The sequence below is a fragment of the Streptomyces sp. NPDC030143 genome, from assembly GCF_055573695.1.
Map to the genome: position 1 here is coordinate 41,756 of NZ_JBVIAY010000016.1, position 18,324 is coordinate 60,079.

Below are 18,324 nucleotides of genomic sequence, written 5' to 3' on the forward strand. Positions count from 1 at the left end.
AGCGGCCTCAGCTGACCCGCAACTCCAGGATCCGGTCGTCGCCCTCCTTCGGCGTGGCCCGGCCGTCCGTGTTGCTGGTGGTCACCCACAGCCGGTCGCCCCCCGCCGCCACCACCGTGCGCAGCCGGCCGTACTCGCCCTCCAGGAACGCCTGGGGGGCCGCGGACGCCTCCGTGCCCTTCAGCGGGACGCGCCACAGGCGCTTGCCCCGCAGACCCGCCATCCAGATCGAACCCCCGGCATGGGCGATGCCGCTGGGCGACGCCTGGTCGGTGCCCCACTGGGCTATCGGGTTGCGGTAGCGAGCGTCCGACGACTCGCCCTCGGCCTCCGGCCAGCCGTAGTTGCCGCCCGGCGTGATCGCGTTCAGCTCGTCCCAGGTGTCCTGGCCGAACTCCGCGGCGAACAGACGCTGCTCGGAGTCCCAGGCGAGGCCCTGCACATTGCGGTGGCCGTAGGAGTACACCGGGGAATCGGGGAAGGGGTTGCCCGGGGCCGGATCGCCCTCGGGGGTCAGGCGCAGGATCTTGCCGCCCAGGGACTCCTTGTCCTGCGACAGGCCCTCCTGCCCGCTCTCGCCCGTCCCGACGTACAGCATGCGGTCCGGGCCGAAGGCGATCCGGCCGCCGTTGTGGACGAAACCCTTGGGAATGCCCTTGAACACCGTGTCGGGTGCGCCGAGCTGGTCGCCGACGGGGCGCCGCGGGTCGTACAGCATGCGCACGACGCGGTTGTCGGAGACCGAGGTGAAGTAGGCGTAGACCATGCGGTCCGAGGCGTAGTCGGGGGAGAGGGCGATGCCCAGCAGCCCGCCCTCTCCGGCCGCGGAGACGCCCGGGACCTCGCCCAGCTCGGTCGTCCGCCCCGTCCTGTCGTCGACCCGGACGATCGTCCCCTCGTCGCGGGAGGCCACCAGCAGACCGCCGTCCGGGAGCGGGGCGAGACCCCAGGGCGAGTTCAGACCCTGGGCGACCGTGCGCACCACCGTGACCGTGCCCTTCGCGGGCGGAGCCTCCTCCCCCGGGCGCGCCGGGGAGGACTGCGTCGCCGTGGGGCTCGGGGACGGGCTCGCCCGGTTCGGGGATCCCCCGGCGCCGGAGGAACAGCCGGCCGCCCACAGGAGGGCACTCGCGGCCAGCACGGCCGTCACTGCTCGACTTTGCACGATCTTGGTCCCTTCGACGGAGCGGGTTCCCACGGCAGGTTCTCCCTGTCTTACACCGCTCGCGCCGCCCGAGTTCCCGATCAGCGAAAACCGACTCCCGAGCGCCGTCGGCCACCGGCGCCGGTCTCTCCGGGCGCCGTGGGTGCTGTGCGGGACTTTCGAAACACCCCCTGGCCCACCGGCGCCGGGCGTCCGCGGTCCGGCGCCGAGCGGCCGCGGTCGGTCCGGGCGTCCGCGGCGCTTGTTCGGACCATCAGTCCCACGACCCCTGCGCCGCCGGCAGCGTCGCCACCTCGGCCAGGTCCCGTCGCGTCAGGCGCAGACCGGCCGCCGCCGCGTTCTCGGTCACCCACCGCTCCTGTTTGGCGCCCGGCACCGGGACGACGTGGGGCCCCTGCGCCAGCACCCAGGCCAGGGCCACCTGCGCGGCCGTCACGTGCTCGCCGTGGCGTGCGGCCACGCGGCGCAGGCCGGCGACGATCGGCTGGTTCGCGGCCATCATCTCGGCGGTGAAACGGGGGTGCCGGGCGCGCATGTCGTCCGGCTCGAAGCCCTCGCCCGGCGTCAGCGTGCCGCTGAGGAAGCCGTTGCCGAGCGGCATCGCCGCCAGGAAACCGACGCCGCGCTGCGCGCACCAGGGCAGCAGCGTCTCCAGGGCTTCCGGCGACCACACCGACAGCTCCGCCTCCACCGCGCTCACCGGGAACACCTGCTGCACCCGCTGCAACTGCCGGATCGTCGCGTCGTACAGCCGTCCGCCCGAGCGCCGGCCGCCCCGCACACCCACCGCGCACAGCCCCAGCGCCCGCACCTTGCCCGCCCGGACCAGCTCCGCCATCGCCCCCCAGGTCTCCTCCACCGGCACCTCGGGGTCGGCACGGTGCAGTTGGTAGAGGTCGATGACGTCCGTCTGCAACCGCCTCAACGAGGCGTCGCAGGCCCGCCTGACGTATCCCGGCCGGCCGTTGGCCACGATGTGCTGTTCGCCCACCAGCAGGCCGACCTTCGTCGACACGAACGCGTCCTGGCGCCGCTCCTTCAGCGCCCGCCCCACCAGCAGCTCGTTGGTGAACGGGCCGTACATGTCGGCGGTGTCCAGCAGGGAGACGCCCAGGTCCAGTGCCCGGTGCACGGCCCGCAGCGAGGCCTCGCCCCGCCGTCGCGACCCGCTGTAGCCCCAGCTCATCGGCATGCACCCGAGACCGACAGCCCCCACCGAGAGCGCCCCCGCGCCGATCGTCCTGCGCTCCACCTGCCGCGAACCTCCCTTTACCGGCCCCCAACCTAACCTCTGCGCACGCGCGCGCCTGACATAGCCTCCGGAGCATGACTGCTGACGCGTGGCTTCCCATCCCGCCGGACGAGATCCAGGGGCTCCCCGAGGGGCTGAACTACGTGCACTGGGACGGGGGTGCGGACGGGCGCCAGGAGTTCCCGGGCGACCCCGCCGACTGCGCCGTGTACGTCGTGCCGTACATGAAGCGCCAGCAGGTCAAGGTCAGGCCGCTGGAGCGCATGCCGAACCTGCGGCTCATCCAGACCCTCACGGCGGGCGTCGACGACATCACCGCCGTGCTGCCGTCCCTCCCGTCCGGCGTGCCGCTGTGCAACGCGCGCGGGGTGCACGAGGCGAGCACCGCAGAGCTCGCGCTCACCCTGACCCTGGCCGCCCTGCGCGGCATCCCCGACTTCGTGCGCGCCCAGGAACGGGAGCACTGGCAGGGCGGGTTCCGCCCGGCGCTCGCCGACAGGAACGTGCTCGTCGTCGGCTACGGCGCCATCGGCGCAGCCATCGAGGACCGGCTCGTGCCGTTCGAGGTCGCGCGGGTGGCGCGCGTCGCGCGCTCCCGGCGCACCACGGAGCGCGGCCCGGTGCACCCACTCACCGACCTGCCCGCCCTCCTGCCCGAGGCGGACGTCGTGATCCTCTCCACGCCCCTCACCGAGAGCACGCGCGGCCTGGTGAACGCCGAGTTCCTCGCCCGCATGAAGGACGGCGCGCTGCTGGTCAACGTCGCGCGGGGAGGTGTCGTCGACACCAAGGCGCTGCTGGCGGAGCTGGAGACGGGCCGCATCACGGCGGCCCTGGACGTCGTCGACCCCGAACCGCTGCCCCCGGGCCACCCCCTGTGGCAGGCACCGGGCGTCCTGATCAGCCCGCACGTCGGCGGCCCCACGTCCGCGTTCCTGCCGCGCGCCAAGCGCCTGCTGGCGGACCAGTTGACCCGTTTCGTGAACCGGGAACCCCTGCGCAACGTGATCCTTACGACGGGCGCCACCGACGAGGCGTGACGGGCACGGCACACGTGTGATCCGGTACGGGCACCCTCCGCAGTCCCTTGGACGCGGTCCGTACGCGCGTTGCCGCTGGTCGTCACTGAGCGTAGAGGAACTATGTCCCTGAGTGACGAGACTGGTGTATCGTCCCGACAGGGGCTGCGCCGCGCACCGTTCGGCGCCGGGGACGGACATTTCAGACTGTGAGGGGGGCGACGGGCGATGCACGGCCTATGGACGAACGATCCGACGCGGCGGAGCCGCCGCCGACGGCCCTGTTGCACGGCCACGCGCACACGCGGTGGCCCCACTCCCGGGGCGCGGCACAGGCATCAGCGGCGCAGGACCAGCGCTCGCGGCAGGCAGGCGCAGCCGGCGCCCCGGGGCCCGCGGGAGCCGGCGGTGCGGAGCGGGAGGCCCCGGTGACCTCGCCGCCGACCTCCACGACCCTCCTCGACGGACGGCTGCGGTCGCAGCCCTCGGCGGGGGCCCCGCCGGTCCGGCCGCCGGTCTGCGGCCGCTGGGCGCCGGGCGCGGTCCACCAGTTGCTGCTGGCCGTCGTGTGCGCGGCCTACGCCGTCGGTTCCGCGCTCGGCTGGGGATCCGACCAACTCGCCCTCATCATGGGTGACTTCGGACTCGCCGCGGCCGCGGGCGCCGCCGCGGTCTCCTGCTTCCTCTACGCGCGCATCCGCCGCGTCCGCTTCCGCCCCGCCTGGCTGCTGTTCGCCCTCTCCTCGGCGATGGCCGCCCTGGGCAACCTGGTCTGGGGGTGGTACGAGGTCGTCCTGAACCGGCCCGTGCCCAGCCCCAGCTACGCCGACCTGTTCTTCCTGTGCTTCGCACCGCCCGCGATCGTCGGACTGCTGGTGCTCGCCGCCCGGCCCGTGACCAAGGCCGGCTGGGTCTGCCTGGCGCTGGACGCCTGGCTGATCGCCGGCTCCCTGCTCACCCTGGCCTGGAGCCTCGCGCTCGCCCAGGCCGCGAAGTTCGACGGACCGAGCGTGGCGCACGCGGCGCTGACCCTGGCGTACCCGCTGCTGGACATCGCCCTGGTGAGCATGGTGCTGGTGCTGCACTTCCGCCGCTCGTGGGTCAACCGCACGGCGGTCAACACCGCCGTCGGCGCCCTCGCGCTCACCGTGATGTGCGACGCCCTGTTCACCTCCCCGCTGCTGCACAACAACTACCGCTCCGGCCAGCTCCTGGACGCGGGCTGGTTCGCGGGTTCCCTGCTCCTCGCCTATGCCCCCTGGGCCGCCTCCCGCCGGCGCGGCGGCGCGGGCGAGGGCCGCTCGCGCGTGGTGCACGAGCACGTGCCCGGCCAGCGTCCCGGCGGCCACCCCCCGGTGCAGCCGGCCCCCGCCGGGGGCGATCCCGGCCGCTACCCGGGCACCCGGCCCATCACCGGCTCCCTCGCCGCCCTCACGCCCTACCTCGCCGCCGCCGTCTGCACCCTGGGCATCCTCTACAACGTCCTCAACGGCCGCAGCGTCGACCGGGTGGTCCTGCTGACCGGCGGCGCCGTCGTGCTCGCCCTCGTGGTGCGCCAGGGCATCATGCTGCTCGACAACATCACCCTCACCCAGGAACTGGCGCAGAAGGAGAACCACTTCCGCTCCCTGGTGCAGGGCTCCAGCGACGTCATCATGATCGCCGCGCCCAGCGGCATCCTGCGCTACGTCTCCCCGGCCGCCGCCGGCGTCTACGGGCGGCCCGCGGAGGAACTGGTGGGCACGGAACTGGCCCATCTCATCCACCCGGAGGACCTGGGCTGCGTGGTGCACGAGGTGCGCCGCTTCCTCGCCGCCAGCCCCCAGCAGGAACCCACCACCCGCATCGAGTGCCGTTTCCGCTCCGGCGACGGCGGCTGGCTCAACGTCGAGTCCACCGTCAACCGCCACCACGGCGGCCTCATCTTCAACAGCCGGGACGTGACCGAACGCGTGCGGCTGCAGGCGCAGCTCCAGCACAACGCCGAACACGACCCGCTCACCGACCTGCCCAACCGCGCCCTGTTCACCCGGCGCGTCCAGCAGGCCCTCTCCGGCCGCCGCAGCTCCGACCGCGGCACCGCCCTGCGCAACACGGCCGTCCTCTTCATCGACCTCGACGGCTTCAAGGCGGTCAACGACACCATCGGCCACCAGGCCGGCGACGAACTGCTCGTCCAGGCCGCGCGCCGGCTCCAGGAGTCGGTCCGGCAAGGGGACACCGCCTCCCGGCTCGGCGGCGACGAGTTCGCCGCCCTGATCGTCGGCGACACCACCCGTGACCGCTCCGCCCGCGAACGTCACATCCTGGAGCTCGCCGACCGCCTCAGGGTCACGCTCTCCCAGCCGTACCTGATCGACGGCAACGACGTCAGGGTCGCCGCGTCGATCGGTGTCGCCTTCGCCGAACCCGGCCTCGGCACCGGCGAGCTGCTGCGCAACGCCGACCTCGCCATGTACCGCGCCAAGGCGGGCGGCAAGGGCCGGGTCGAGCTGTACAAGCCGCAGATGCAGCAGGACGTCGTACGGAAGGCGGAGTTGGCGACGCGGCTGCGGGCCGCCCTGCACGACGGGGAGTTCGCGCTGCTGCACCAGCCCGTGGTGCGGCTGGAGGACGGCCGGATCTCGTCGGTCGCCGCCGAGGCGCGCTGGCGTTCCTCCCAGGGAGTGCTCTTCACTCCCGCGGAGTTCCTGCGGGTCGCGGAAGACGGCGACAGGACCGCCGAGCTGGGCCGCTGGATGCTTCAGGAAGCCGTCGCACAGGCCGCCGACCGGGCCGTGAGCGGGCTGACCGTACCGGTCGTCGTCCGGGTCGGCGCCCGGCGGCTGCTGGACCGGTCGATGCCGCCGGGGTCGGTGGAGGCCCTGCTCACCCGGCACGGTCTGCCGTCCGGGTCGCTGGTCGTCGAGCTGTCCGACATAGACCACAAGGTGCCGCTGGACGAGCTGGAGCGCCGCCTGGGCGCGCTCAAGCGGCTCGGGGTGCGGATCGCCCTCGACGGTTTCGGTGGCGGCTGTGTGGCCATAACGACCCTGCGCCGGCTCCCGGTCGACATACTGAAACTCGACCGCGGTCTGGTCGAGGGCGTCGTCGAGTCCGCCCGTCTGCACAAGATCACCAGCGGGCTGCTGAGGATCGCCGGCGATCTCGGGCTGCAGTCCGTGGCGGAGGGCGTCGACCTGCCCGAGCAGGTGGTGGCTCTGCGGGCGATGGGCTGCACGCACGGGCAGGGCATGGCGTTCTCCGGGGCGCTCGACGAGTACCGGCTGCGCCGGGCGCTCGGCCGCGGCCCGTACCCGATGCCGCACGGGCCGGCCGAACCGGCGTTCGCCGGCGGGGGCGCGGGCGTGTACACCGGGGGAGTGACCACCGTCGTCGGCGGCGGGACGTCCCTGCGCTCACATAATGAGACGCCTGTCCCACCCACTTGACAGTCGGTGCGCGCCGGGGGGAGGGTCAATGCCATGCGCACCCGAATTCTCGTACTTGGACAGCGCGTCGGCTGAAGCTGGTGACGCTCCGGACACCCGGAACTCCCAGCGACCCCACCCGGCGCGCTCCCCTCGCTTGCCTTTTGGCACGAGGGGTTTTTTGTTGCACAGGCAGCAGTCGCACTCCGTACAAAACACGCAAAAACCCTCAGCATCGAGAAGAGAATGCCGATGACCGAGCAGGCCACCGGGGCCCATCACCCGCAGCCGCGGCCCCGATCCGGAGGACACTCCGCCACCGTCGAGCACGTCACGGGTGCGCAGTCCCTCATCCGCTCTCTCGAGGAGGTCGGCGCCGACACGGTATTCGGCATTCCCGGCGGTGCGATCCTGCCCGCCTACGACCCGCTGATGGACTCGACCCGGGTGCGCCACGTCCTGGTCCGCCACGAGCAGGGCGCCGGCCACGCGGCCACCGGCTACGCCCAGGCCACCGGCAAGGTCGGCGTCTGCATGGCGACCTCCGGCCCCGGCGCCACCAACCTGGTCACGCCGATCGCCGACGCCCACATGGACTCCGTGCCGATGGTCGCGATCACCGGCCAGGTCGCCTCCTCGGCGATCGGCACGGACGCCTTCCAGGAGGCGGACATCGTCGGCATCACCATGCCGATCACCAAGCACAACTTCCTCGTCACCAAGGCCGAGGACATCCCGCGGATCATCGCGCAGGCCTTCCACATCGCCTCCACCGGCCGCCCCGGCCCGGTCCTGGTCGACATCGCCAAGGACGCCCTCCAGGCACGGACGACGTTCTCCTGGCCGCCCACCATGGACCTGCCCGGTTACCGCCCGGTGACCAAGCCGCACGCCAAGCAGATCCGCGAGGCCGCCAAGCTGATCACCGCCGCCCGGCGGCCGATCCTCTACGTCGGCGGCGGCGTCCTGAAGGCCGGCGCCACCGCCGAGCTGAAGGTCCTCGCCGAGCTGACCGGCGCGCCCGTCACCACCACCCTGATGGCGCTGGGAGCGTTCCCCGACAGCCACCCGCAGCACCTGGGCATGCCCGGCATGCACGGTTCCGTGGCCGCCGTCACCGGTCTGCAGAAGGCCGACTTGATCGTCGCCCTCGGCGCCCGCTTCGACGACCGCGTCACCGGCAAGCTGGACAGCTTCGCCCCGTACGCCAAGATCGTCCACGCGGACATCGACCCGGCGGAGATCGGCAAGAACCGCGCCGCCGACGTGCCGATCGTCGGTGACGCCCGCGAGGTCATCGCCGACCTGATCCAGGCCGTGCAGCGCGAGCACAGCGAGGGCAACCAGGGCGACTACAGCGCCTGGTGGAAGGACCTCAGCCGCTGGCGCGACAGCTACCCGCTCGGCTACGACCAGCCCGAGGACGGCTCGCTCTCCCCGCAGCAGGTCATCGAGCGGATCGGGCAGCTCGCGCCCGAGGGCACGATCTTCGCGGCGGGCGTCGGCCAGCACCAGATGTGGGCCGCGCACTTCATCCGGTACGAGAAGCCCGCCACCTGGCTGAACTCCGGCGGCGCGGGGACGATGGGCTACGCGGTCCCGGCCGCGATGGGCGCGAAGGCGGGAGCCCCGTCGAAGACCGTCTGGGCGATCGACGGCGACGGCTGCTTCCAGATGACCAACCAGGAACTCACCACCTGCGCCCTGAACAACATCCCGATCAAGGTCGCGGTCATCAACAACGGCGCGCTGGGCATGGTCCGCCAGTGGCAGACCCTCTTCTACAACCAGCGGTACTCCAACACGGTGCTGCACTCCGGCCCCGAGGACGTCAACCCCGAGGCCCGCGGCACCCGCGTCCCCGACTTCGTGAAGCTGTCGGAGGCCATGGGCTGCTACGCGATCCGCTGCGAGGACCCGGCCGACCTCGACAAGGTCATCGAGGAGGCCAACTCGATCAACGACCGCCCGGTCGTCGTCGACTTCGTCGTCCACGAGGACGCGATGGTGTGGCCGATGGTCGCCGCCGGCACCTCCAACGACGAGATCATGGCCGCCCGGGACGTCCGCCCCGACTTCGGCGACAACGAAGACGACTGAGCGAGAGAGACCAAGAGACATGTCCAAGCACACGCTCTCCGTCCTGGTGGAGAACACCCCGGGCATCCTCGCCCGGATCGCCGCCCTGTTCTCCCGCCGCGGCTTCAACATCGACTCCCTCGCGGTCGGCGTCACCGAGCACCCCGACATCTCCCGCATCACCATCGTCGTGGGCGTGGAGGAACTGCCGCTGGAGCAGGTCACCAAGCAGCTCAACAAGCTGGTCAACGTGTTGAAGATCGTCGAGCTGGAGCCGTCGCAGGCGGTGCAGCGCGAACTCGTTCTGGTGAAGGTGCGCGCCGACAACGAGACGCGCTCCCAGATCGTCGAGATCGTCCAGCTGTTCCGCGCGAAGACCGTGGACGTCTCCCCGGAGGCCGTGACCATCGAGGCCACCGGGAGCAGCGACAAGCTGTCCGCCATGCTCAAGATGCTGGAACCGTACGGCATCAAGGAGTTGGTCCAGTCCGGCACGATCGCGATCGGCCGCGGTGCCCGTTCGATCACGGACCGGTCGCTGCGCGCCCTGGACCGATCGGCGTAACGACGGATTAGGGCGGTCGGGGGACACCGGCCGCCCGTATGCCGAGACCCCGAAACTTCCCGTCCCCCCGCCGTCATACGGTGGGACGCAACACCTGCACTCAAGGAGAGAACCCAAAGTGGCCGAGCTGTTCTACGACGCTGACGCCGACCTGTCCATCATCCAGGGCCGCAAGGTCGCGGTCATCGGCTACGGCAGCCAGGGCCACGCGCACGCCCTGTCGCTGCGTGACTCCGGTGTCGACGTGCGGGTCGGTCTGCACGAGGGCTCCAAGTCCAAGGCCAAGGCCGAGGAGCAGGGCCTGCGCGTGGTGACGCCGTCCGAGGCCGCCGCCGAGGCCGACGTCATCATGATCCTGGTCCCGGACCCCATCCAGGCCCAGGTCTACGAGGAGCACATCGCCCCCAACCTGAAGGACGGCGACGCGCTGTTCTTCGGCCACGGCCTGAACATCCGCTACGGCTTCATCAAGCCCCCGGCCGGCGTGGACGTCTGCATGGTCGCCCCCAAGGGCCCGGGCCACCTGGTCCGCCGCCAGTACGAGGAGGGCCGCGGCGTTCCCTGCATCGCCGCCGTCGAGCAGGACGCCACCGGCAACGCCTTCGCGCTCGCCCTGTCCTACGCCAAGGGCATCGGCGGCACCCGCGCCGGCGTCATCAAGACGACCTTCACCGAGGAGACCGAGACCGACCTGTTCGGTGAGCAGGCCGTCCTCTGCGGTGGCACCGCCGCCCTGGTCAAGGCCGGTTTCGAGACGCTGACCGAGGCCGGCTACCAGCCGGAGATCGCGTACTTCGAGTGCCTGCACGAGCTGAAGCTGATCGTGGACCTCATGTACGAGGGCGGCCTGGAGAAGATGCGCTGGTCGATCTCCGAGACCGCCGAGTGGGGCGACTACGTCACCGGCCCGCGGATCATCACCGAGGCCACCAAGGCCGAGATGAAGAAGGTCCTCGCCGAGATCCAGGACGGCACCTTCGCCCAGCAGTGGATGGACGAGTACCACGGCGGTCTGAAGAAGTACAACGAGTACAAGTCCCAGGACTCCGAGCACCTGCTCGAGACCACCGGCAAGCAGCTGCGCAAGCTGATGTCCTGGGTCGACGAGGAGGCGTGACCGATGCCGCGGCGGTGTCCCTCGCGGGGGCACCGCCGCGCGCTCGTTTGTCTTGTCCGGCGTGTCCAGCCACGTCCGGGTGATCCTTCCGCTGAGGCGCAATGCGCCGTGTGCCACGGCACTACACTGCTGCACAACAAACGCGTCAGGCCCACAGCGTCGTGCGTCTTCCACGCGGCTAGCCCCTCCTCCGCATGCGGCCGTCGGGACGGCCGTCCGCACGCGCCCCCATAGCCATTGAGGGCATGGGAGGTGCCCCCTGACTTGTGAGGACTCACGTGAGCTCGAAACCCGTCGTACTCATCGCTGAAGAGCTGTCGCCCGCCACCGTGGACGCGCTTGGCCCGGACTTCGAGATCCGGCACTGCAACGGAGCGGACCGAGCCGAGCTGCTCCCCGCGATCGCCGAGGTCGACGCGATCCTGATCCGCTCGGCCACCAAGGTCGACGCCGAGGCGATCGCCGCCGCGAACAGGCTGAAGGTCGTCGCACGAGCCGGTGTCGGCCTGGACAACGTCGACGTCTCCGCCGCCACCAAGGCAGGCGTGATGGTCGTCAACGCCCCCACCTCCAACATCGTGACCGCCGCCGAGCTGGCCTGCGGTCTCCTCGTCGCCACCGCCCGCCACATCCCGCAGGCCAACGCCGCGCTGAAGAACGGCGAGTGGAAGCGCAGCAAGTACACGGGTGTCGAGCTGGCCGAGAAGACCCTCGGTGTCGTCGGCCTCGGCCGCATCGGCGCCCTCGTCGCCCAGCGCATGTCCGCCTTCGGCATGAAGGTCGTCGCCTACGACCCCTACATCCAGCCCGCGCGCGCCGCGCAGATGGGCGTGAAGGTGCTGTCGCTCGACGAACTGCTCGAGGTCTCCGACTTCATCACCGTGCACCTGCCGAAGACCCCCGAGACGGTCGGTCTGATCGGCGACGAGGCGCTGCGCAAGGTCAAGCCGAGCGTGCGGATCGTCAACGCCGCGCGCGGCGGGATCGTCGACGAGGAGGCGCTGTACTCCGCCCTCAAGGAGGGCCGGGTCGCCGGTGCCGGTCTCGACGTGTACGCCAAGGAGCCCTGCACCGACTCGCCGCTGTTCGAGTTCGACCAGGTCGTCGCCACCCCGCACCTCGGCGCCTCCACGGACGAGGCGCAGGAGAAGGCCGGTATCGCCGTCGCGAGGTCGGTGCGGCTGGCCCTCGCCGGCGAGCTGGTGCCGGACGCGGTGAACGTCCAGGGCGGTGTCATCGCCGAGGACGTCAAGCCGGGCCTGCCGCTCGCCGAGCGTCTCGGCCGCATCTTCACCGCGCTCGCCGGTGAGGTCGCGGTCCGCCTCGACGTGGAGGTGTACGGCGAGATCACCCAGCACGACGTGAAGGTGCTGGAGCTGTCCGCGCTCAAGGGTGTCTTCGAGGACGTCGTCGACGAGACGGTGTCGTACGTCAACGCCCCGTTGTTCGCACAGGAGCGTGGTGTCGAGGTGCGCCTCACCACCAGCTCCGAGTCGGCGGACCACCGCAACGTCGTCACCGTGCGCGGCACGCTCTCGGACGGCGAGGAGGTGTCGGTCTCGGGCACGCTGGCCGGCCCGAAGCACCTCCAGAAGATCGTCGCGGTCGGCGATTACGACGTCGACCTCGCGCTCGCCGACCACATGGTCGTCCTGCGCTACGAGGACCGTCCCGGTGTCGTCGGCACCGTGGGCCGCATCCTCGGTGAGGCGGGTGTCAACATCGCCGGCATGCAGGTCGCCCGCGCGGCGGCCGGCGGTGAGGCGCTGGCCGTGCTGACGGTCGACGACACGGTGAGCTCCGGGGTGTTGGCGGAGGTCGCGGCGGAGATCGGGGCGACGTCGGCCCGTTCGGTGAACCTGGCCTGAAGAAGCACCCCGCCTTGGGGGCGGCCGCCCCCGCACCTCCGCATCGGCCCTGACAGGGCCTCGTCGTCAGACGCCGGACGGGCTGGAAGTACTCGGCTCGTCCGGCGTTTCGTCGTGCGGTGGTGCGGACCCGAGACGGCCACGCCGGAAGGAGCCGCCGAACTCCGGGCCGGTCTCCCTCGGGGAGGACGCGGTGCCGGCCCGCTCCACCGGGGCGGCACCGAGGGCCAGATCCGCGGTCCGGGACAAACAAAAAGGGAGCCCGGCTCCCGACGCACGGCACGCACGCTCGCCGCGTTGCCGGAAGCCCCTGGTGGCTCCGCTGCGAGGAGCTTCCGGCGCCTTGCGATCGCACGCACCGGACGCCGCGAGCTGATCGGCCTCCCTTTTTTGTTCGGAGCGCCGAGAAGTCCTTGCACTGTGAGCGCCTGACCAGGCCGCGTGGTCCGGTGCCGTGCGTCCCTGGGGTCACGCCTTCGCCCCCGTCGTCGGCCCGCTCCGGCGCGAGAGGCCGGCGTTCCCGGACGCCGCGGTGTCCGGCACACCCGCCCGTCGGCATTCCCGCCGCCGCCGTGTCTCACGGCAGCCGGTGGGCCTTGAGGGCCATGTGCAGGAGCAGGCGGTCCTCGCCGTCGTCCAGGTCGAGTCCCGTCAGCTGTTCGACGCGCGACAGGCGGTAGTAGAGCGTCTGCCGGTGGATGCCCAGCTCGGCCGCCGTGCGGCCCGCCTGGCCCGCGCAGTCCAGGTACACCTCGGCGGTGCGGGCGAGTTCCCGGTGGGCGGGGGAGAGCAGGGCCCGTACGGCGGGGTCGTGGGCGGCGTCCGGGGGGAGGGCGGTCAGCAGACGGTACGGGCCGATCGCGGACCAGGCGGCGGTCGGCCCGAGGCGGGGCTCCGCAAGCGCCGCGCGCGCCGACGCCGCCGCCTCCCGCCAGGCCGTGCCGAGCTCCGCGAGCCCGGTGCGCCCCGGGGCGATCCCGGCGGCGACCCCCTGACCGCCCGCCCGCTCCAGCAGACGTCCCGCGGCCGAGACCGCCGGGGTCAGGCCGTCCGCCGAGCGCAGCCGGACCAGCACCGCCACACTGCTGTCCGCCGCCCCCCACGGCACCGTGCACAGCGCCTCCGCCCCCGGCAGGGTGCGCAGGGACGGCGCGTCGTCCGGGTCGGCCGAGGGCCAGGGCGCCACGCACACCACCGTGTGCGGACCGTCGCCGCGCGCCCCGAGGGCCGTGCGCAGCTCGGCCACCGCCATGTCCCGCTGCCAGTCGCGTTCGGCGGTGAGCACCGCCCGCAGTTCACGGGTGAGGTCGGCGCCGTGCTGGGCCTCGTCCGCGAGGAGGGCGCCGATCCGGCCGGTCACCTCCATCGCCGCCGCCAGCTGCGCGTCCGTGGGGCCGGGGTCGTAGTCGAGCAGCCACACGTATCCGAGGACGACGGCCCGATGCCGCACCGGGAGGCAGACGCGGCCCCGGTGGACGCCGGCCTCCGGGGTGGGCGGGATACGGACCGGGCCGGTGGCCCGGGTGATGCCGAAGCCCTCGAACCAGGCCCGGACCGCCGCCGTCGAGCGGCGGGTCAGGATCGAGCGGGTGCGCACCGGGTCCAGGGCGGCGGCGTCCAGCTCGTCCTCGCTGTCGTAGGCGCCGAAGGCGATCAGCTCGAAGTCACGGCTCTCCAGGGTCGCGGGGGCGCCGAGCAGCTCCGAGATCTCGTCGACCAGTTCCTGGTAGTCGCCCTTGTGTTCCGATGCCACCTGGGCATTCTCCCGCATCCCACGGCGCCCGAAGGGTGTCCTTCATACATCTGTCTGAGATCTGCGGCACGGATGCGTGACAGCTGTCGATGGCCGACGATCGGAGGGATCCTTAGGTTTCACGGTGGTTCTCCGTGCCGTTCCCGGCTTATCGGGTATCGGCCTCGTATGGGTTGGTATGTGGAGGTGCCCCGTGCTGGGTCCCGTGATTCTCGCCGCGTCGCGCAGTGACCGGATGCGACGCCTGATCTCGGCGGCCCCGGTGACCAAGCAGGTCGTCGACCGCTTCATCCCCGGTGAGACCGTGGACGACATCGTGCCGATCATCCAGGACCTCACCGCCCGCGGCCTGGAGCTGACGATGGACGTCGTCGGCGAGGACATCACCCGCCCCGAGCAGGCCGCGGCCGCCCGGGACGCCTACCTCGCCCTGACCGACCGCCTCGCGGAACTGGAGCTCGGCGAGCGTGTCGAGATGTCCGTCAAGCTGTCGATGTTCGGCCAGGCGCTGGACGGCGGCCACGAGCTGGCCCTGGCCAACGTCAGGCCCGTCGTCGAGGCCGCCGCCGCCATCGGCACCACCGTCACCCTCGACGCCGAGGACCACACCACCCTCGACTCGATGTTCGCCATCCACGACGAGCTGCGGAAGGACTTCCCGCAGACCGGCTGCGTCATCCAGGCCTACCTCTTCCGCACCGAGGCCGACGCCCGCCGCCTCGCCGCGAACGGCAGCCGGGTGCGCCTAGTGAAGGGCGCCTACAAGGAGCCGGCCGAGGTCGCGTACCAGCAGAAGCACGAGATCGACAAGGCGTACGTCCGCGTGCTGCGGACGCTGATGGAAGGCGAGGGGTACCCGATGATCGGGTCGCACGACCCGCGCCTGATCTCCGTCGGCCAGGAGCTGGCCCGGCGCGCCGGACGCAAACCCGACGAGTACGAGTTCCAGATGCTGTACGGCATCCGCGGCGAGGAGCACCTGCGCCTGGCCGCCGAGGGCCACCGCATGCGCGTCTACACCGCCTACGGCACCGACTGGTACGGCTACTTCATGCGCCGCCTCGCGGAGAAGCCCGCCAACCTGCGGTTCTTCCTCCGCTCGATGGTCAGCAAGGGCTGAGCCCGACCCCCGCTCGCAACCGCTCAGTAAGGAGTTACGGAACCCATGGACGCTGTGACCCAGGTCCCCACCCCCGTCAACGAGCCGGTGCACGGCTACGCCCCCGGCTCGCCCGAACGGGCCCGGCTGGAGGCCAAGCTCAAGGAGCTGGCCGACAACCCGATCGACCTGCCCTGCACCATCGGCGGTGAGAGGCGGATGGGCGGCGGCGAGCGGTTCGACGTCGTGCAGCCGCACAACCACAAGGCCCGCCTCGGCACCTACGCCAACGCGACACAGCAGGACGCGCGGGACGCCGTCGACGCGGCCCTCGCCGCCGCGCCCGCCTGGCGCGCGATGTCCTTCGACGACCGCGCCGCGATCATCCTGCGCGCCGCCGAGCTGCTGGCCGGCCCCTGGCGCGAGACGCTGGCCGCCTCCACCATGCTCGGCCAGTCCAAGACCGCCCAGCAGGCCGAGATCGACACCCCCTGCGAGCTGGTCGACTTCTGGCGCTTCAACGTCCACTACGCCCGCCAGATCCTGGCCGAGCAGCCCCCGGCCAACTCCCCGGGCGTGTGGAACCGCCTCGACCACCGCCCGCTCGAGGGCTTCGTCTACGCGATCACGCCGTTCAACTTCACGGCCATCGCGGGCAACCTGCCGACCGCCCCGGCCCTCATGGGCAACGTCGTCGTGTGGAAGCCGTCCCCGACGCAGACCCACGCCGCCGTCCTGCTCATGCGGCTGCTGGAGGAGGCCGGCCTGCCCAAGGGCGTCATCAACCTCGTCACCGGCGACGGCATCGAGGTCTCGGAGGTGACCCTGAACCACCGCGACCTCGCCGGCATCCACTTCACCGGCTCGACGAAGACCTTCCAGTACCTGTGGAAGACGGTCGGCGCCAACATCGAGAAGTACCGCGCCTATCCGCGCCTGGTCGGCGAGACCGGCGGCAAGGACTTCGTCGTCGCCCACCCGAGCGCCGACCGCGCCGTGCTGAAGACCGCCCTGACCCGGGGTGCCTTCGAGTACCAGGGCCAGAAGTGTTCCGCGACCTCCCGGGCGTACATCCCGGCGTCGATCTGGAACTCCGGCTTCAAGGAGGAGTTCGCCGCCGAGGTCGACCACATCACCATGGGCGACGTCACCGACCTGTCGAACTTCATCGGCGCCGTCATCGACGAGCGGTCCTTCGCCAAGAACAAGGCCGCCATCGACCGCGCCGAGTCCGACCCGTCCTGCACCATCGTGGCCGGCGGCTCCTACGACGACTCGGTGGGCTACTTCGTCCGCCCGACCGTCATCGAGTGCACCGACCCGGAGAACGAGGTGTTCACCACCGAGTACTTCGGCCCGATCCTCGCCGTGCACGTCTACGAGGACGACCGGTACGAGGAGATGCTGACCCAGATGGAGTCGGTGTCCGACTACGCGCTGACCGGCTCGGTCATCGCGGGCGACCGCGCGGCGGCGGCGTACACGATGGACAAGCTGCGCTACGCGGCCGGCAACTTCTACATCAACGACAAGTCGACCGGCGCCGTCGTCGGCCAGCAGCCCTTCGGCGGCGGCCGTGCCTCCGGCACCAACGACAAGGCCGGCGCCCCGCAGAACCTGACGCGCTGGACGCTGACCCGCGCGATCAAGGAGACCCTGGTCGCGCCGACCGACTACACGTACCCGCACATGGGCTGACGCCCGCCCTCCCGAACGGGCCGGGTCCGTCACGGACCCGGCCCGTTCGGCACACTGAACCCATGGAGACCGTGACCACGGACGACGGTGTGGGGCTGTGGACCTCCCGGTCGGGCCGGGGCGAGCCGCTGGTGCTGTGTCACGGCGGACCGGGACTGTGGGACATGTTCGATGCCGTCGCCGCGTCGCTGGCCGACCGCGCCACGGTGATCCGCTGGGACCAGCGCGGCTGCGGACGCTCCCAGCGGTGCGCCGGCCCTTGGACGAGCGAGCGGTTCGTGGCCGATCTGGACGCCGTCCGCGCCCACTTCGGGTACGAGCGGATCGCCCTGCTCGGGCATTCCTGGGGCGCCCAGCTGGCGCTGAGCTACGCGCTCGCCCACCCCGGACGGGTGCGCGCCCTCCTCTATGTGAGCGGTACGGGTATCGGCCCGGACGCGGCATGGCATGCCGAGTACCAGGAGAACCTCCTCGCCCGCCTCGGTGAACGTCCCGAACGGCTCGCCCGCTGGCGGGAGTTGACGGACCGCCCGCACCGTACGGAGGCGCAGGTCCGGGAGTGCTCGGTGCTCCAGTGGTCCGTCGAGTTCGAGGACCGCGCGCGGGCCCTGGAACACGCCGAGGACATGGCCGACCCCTGGTTCGCCGTCAACACCGACTGCAACAAGGCCCTCAACGAGGAACACAGGCGCACCTGGGGCACCGCCGAGCTGTACGCCGCCTGCCGGGCCCTCGACGTGCCCGTGCTCGTCGTCGACGGCGCACGCGACATCCGCCCGCGCTCGGCGGTGGACTCCCTGGAGCGGGCCCTGCCGGACGTGCGGCGGGTGATCCTCCCGGAGGCCGGGCACCTGCCCTGGGCGGAGGACCCGGAAGGCTTCCGGGAGGCCGTGGTCACCGCCCTGTGACCGGCCCCGCGCCCACCGCCCCGCACGCGGGCCTTCGCCCGCGCCCCGGCACCGGACGGGCCGGGCGCCGGCCGCGGGGCTCACGCGGCGCCCGCGGACACCCCGGCGGCCCCGGTCACCCGCGTGCGCTTCCGGGCGGTGCTCCCCCAGCCCGGAGCGGAAATAAAACCGCAGGTCAGCGGGGTGCTGCCCAGGGCGCTGTCTCAGATAGTAGGAAGTCCGAGTAATTGTGGAGACAGTCAGGCCCTCCTCCCTTAGCTTTGTAGGAGCCGAACGTCTCGCTCGACCCAGCGAACGGCGGTCGTGAGCCGGAGCCCGCGCAGGCAACCCCTGCGGCCCCGCCGCTCCCCGCCCCTTCTGACGGCACCTCCCATGCCCTCGGGGCAGTGGG

At 71.8% G+C, this 18,324-nt stretch carries 12 protein-coding genes; 9 read left to right on the forward strand and 3 right to left on the reverse strand.

The features are described 5' to 3' along the window. Positions 1-7: 7 nt before the first annotated feature. Positions 8-1,150, reverse strand: coding sequence for a PQQ-dependent sugar dehydrogenase (locus tag ACZ4YY_RS25390; protein ID WP_468294452.1), 1,143 nt, complete (start codon positions 1,148-1,150; stop codon positions 8-10). Positions 1,151-1,418: 268 nt separating this feature from the next. Continuing rightward, the gene (locus tag ACZ4YY_RS25395) at positions 1,419-2,417 is read right to left on the reverse strand and encodes an aldo/keto reductase (protein ID WP_468294455.1); all 999 of its coding nucleotides are present in this window, start codon (positions 2,415-2,417) and stop codon (positions 1,419-1,421) included. A gap of 74 nt (positions 2,418-2,491) precedes the next feature. On the opposite strand from ACZ4YY_RS25395, the gene ACZ4YY_RS25400 reads away from it, so the two are divergent. The 6 genes from ACZ4YY_RS25400 to serA all read left to right on the forward strand — a co-directional run bounded on the left by ACZ4YY_RS25400 (position 2,492) and on the right by serA (position 12,475). Then, positions 2,492-3,457: a 2-hydroxyacid dehydrogenase gene (locus ACZ4YY_RS25400; protein WP_468294458.1), complete on the forward strand. Its 966-nt coding sequence runs from the start codon at positions 2,492-2,494 to the stop codon at positions 3,455-3,457. Between the two features lie 407 nt (positions 3,458-3,864). Continuing rightward, entirely contained in the window at positions 3,865-6,867 is a 3,003-nt protein-coding gene (locus tag ACZ4YY_RS25405) for a putative bifunctional diguanylate cyclase/phosphodiesterase (protein WP_468294461.1), read from the forward strand. A gap of 231 nt (positions 6,868-7,098) precedes the next feature. Continuing rightward, entirely contained in the window at positions 7,099-8,946 is a 1,848-nt protein-coding gene (locus ACZ4YY_RS25410; RefSeq protein WP_468294464.1) for an acetolactate synthase large subunit, read from the forward strand. Positions 8,947-8,965: 19 nt separating this feature from the next. Further along, positions 8,966-9,490, forward strand: a complete 525-nt coding sequence (ilvN, locus tag ACZ4YY_RS25415) for an acetolactate synthase small subunit (RefSeq protein ID WP_468294467.1) — start codon at positions 8,966-8,968, stop codon at positions 9,488-9,490. 118 nt (positions 9,491-9,608) lie between these two features. Further along, entirely contained in the window at positions 9,609-10,607 is a 999-nt protein-coding gene (ilvC, locus tag ACZ4YY_RS25420) for a ketol-acid reductoisomerase (RefSeq protein ID WP_468294470.1), read from the forward strand. A gap of 278 nt (positions 10,608-10,885) precedes the next feature. Then, complete coding sequence (gene serA, locus ACZ4YY_RS25425) at positions 10,886-12,475, forward strand: phosphoglycerate dehydrogenase (RefSeq protein WP_468294473.1); 1,590 nt, start codon at positions 10,886-10,888, stop codon at positions 12,473-12,475. A gap of 577 nt (positions 12,476-13,052) precedes the next feature. On the opposite strand, the gene ACZ4YY_RS25430 is transcribed toward serA, so the two are convergent. After that, positions 13,053-14,246, reverse strand: a complete 1,194-nt coding sequence (locus tag ACZ4YY_RS25430; protein WP_468294476.1) for a PucR family transcriptional regulator — start codon at positions 14,244-14,246, stop codon at positions 13,053-13,055. Between the two features lie 175 nt (positions 14,247-14,421). Here ACZ4YY_RS25430 and ACZ4YY_RS25435 point away from each other — a divergent pair, with 175 nt between their 5' ends. The 3 genes from ACZ4YY_RS25435 (at position 14,422) to ACZ4YY_RS25445 (ending at position 17,933) form a co-directional block, all read left to right on the forward strand. Further along, on the forward strand, positions 14,422-15,348 hold the full coding sequence (locus tag ACZ4YY_RS25435) for a proline dehydrogenase family protein (protein WP_468294479.1): 927 nt from the start codon (positions 14,422-14,424) through the stop codon (positions 15,346-15,348). A 45-nt stretch (positions 15,349-15,393) separates the two neighbouring features. After that, positions 15,394-17,025, forward strand: a complete 1,632-nt coding sequence (gene pruA / locus ACZ4YY_RS25440) for an L-glutamate gamma-semialdehyde dehydrogenase (protein WP_468294482.1) — start codon at positions 15,394-15,396, stop codon at positions 17,023-17,025. Positions 17,026-17,087: 62 nt separating this feature from the next. Beyond that, the gene (locus tag ACZ4YY_RS25445) at positions 17,088-17,933 is read left to right on the forward strand and encodes an alpha/beta fold hydrolase (RefSeq protein ID WP_468294485.1); all 846 of its coding nucleotides are present in this window, start codon (positions 17,088-17,090) and stop codon (positions 17,931-17,933) included. The last annotated feature ends 391 nt before the right edge of the window (positions 17,934-18,324 follow it).

Bases quoted from the DNA above. Each gene is read 5' to 3' on its own strand.
- ACZ4YY_RS25410 (WP_468294464.1), top strand. From the start codon at position 7,099: ATGACCGAGCAGGCCACCGGGGCCCATCACCCGCAGCCGCGGCCCCGA.
- pruA (WP_468294482.1), top strand. From the start codon at position 15,394: ATGGACGCTGTGACCCAGGTCCCCACCCCCGTCAACGAGCCGGTGCAC.
- ACZ4YY_RS25445 (WP_468294485.1), top strand. From the start codon at position 17,088: ATGGAGACCGTGACCACGGACGACGGTGTGGGGCTGTGGACCTCCCGG.
- ACZ4YY_RS25430 (WP_468294476.1), bottom strand. From the start codon at position 14,246: ATGCGGGAGAATGCCCAGGTGGCATCGGAACACAAGGGCGACTACCAG.
- ilvN (WP_468294467.1), top strand. From the start codon at position 8,966: ATGTCCAAGCACACGCTCTCCGTCCTGGTGGAGAACACCCCGGGCATC.
- ACZ4YY_RS25400 (WP_468294458.1), top strand. From the start codon at position 2,492: ATGACTGCTGACGCGTGGCTTCCCATCCCGCCGGACGAGATCCAGGGG.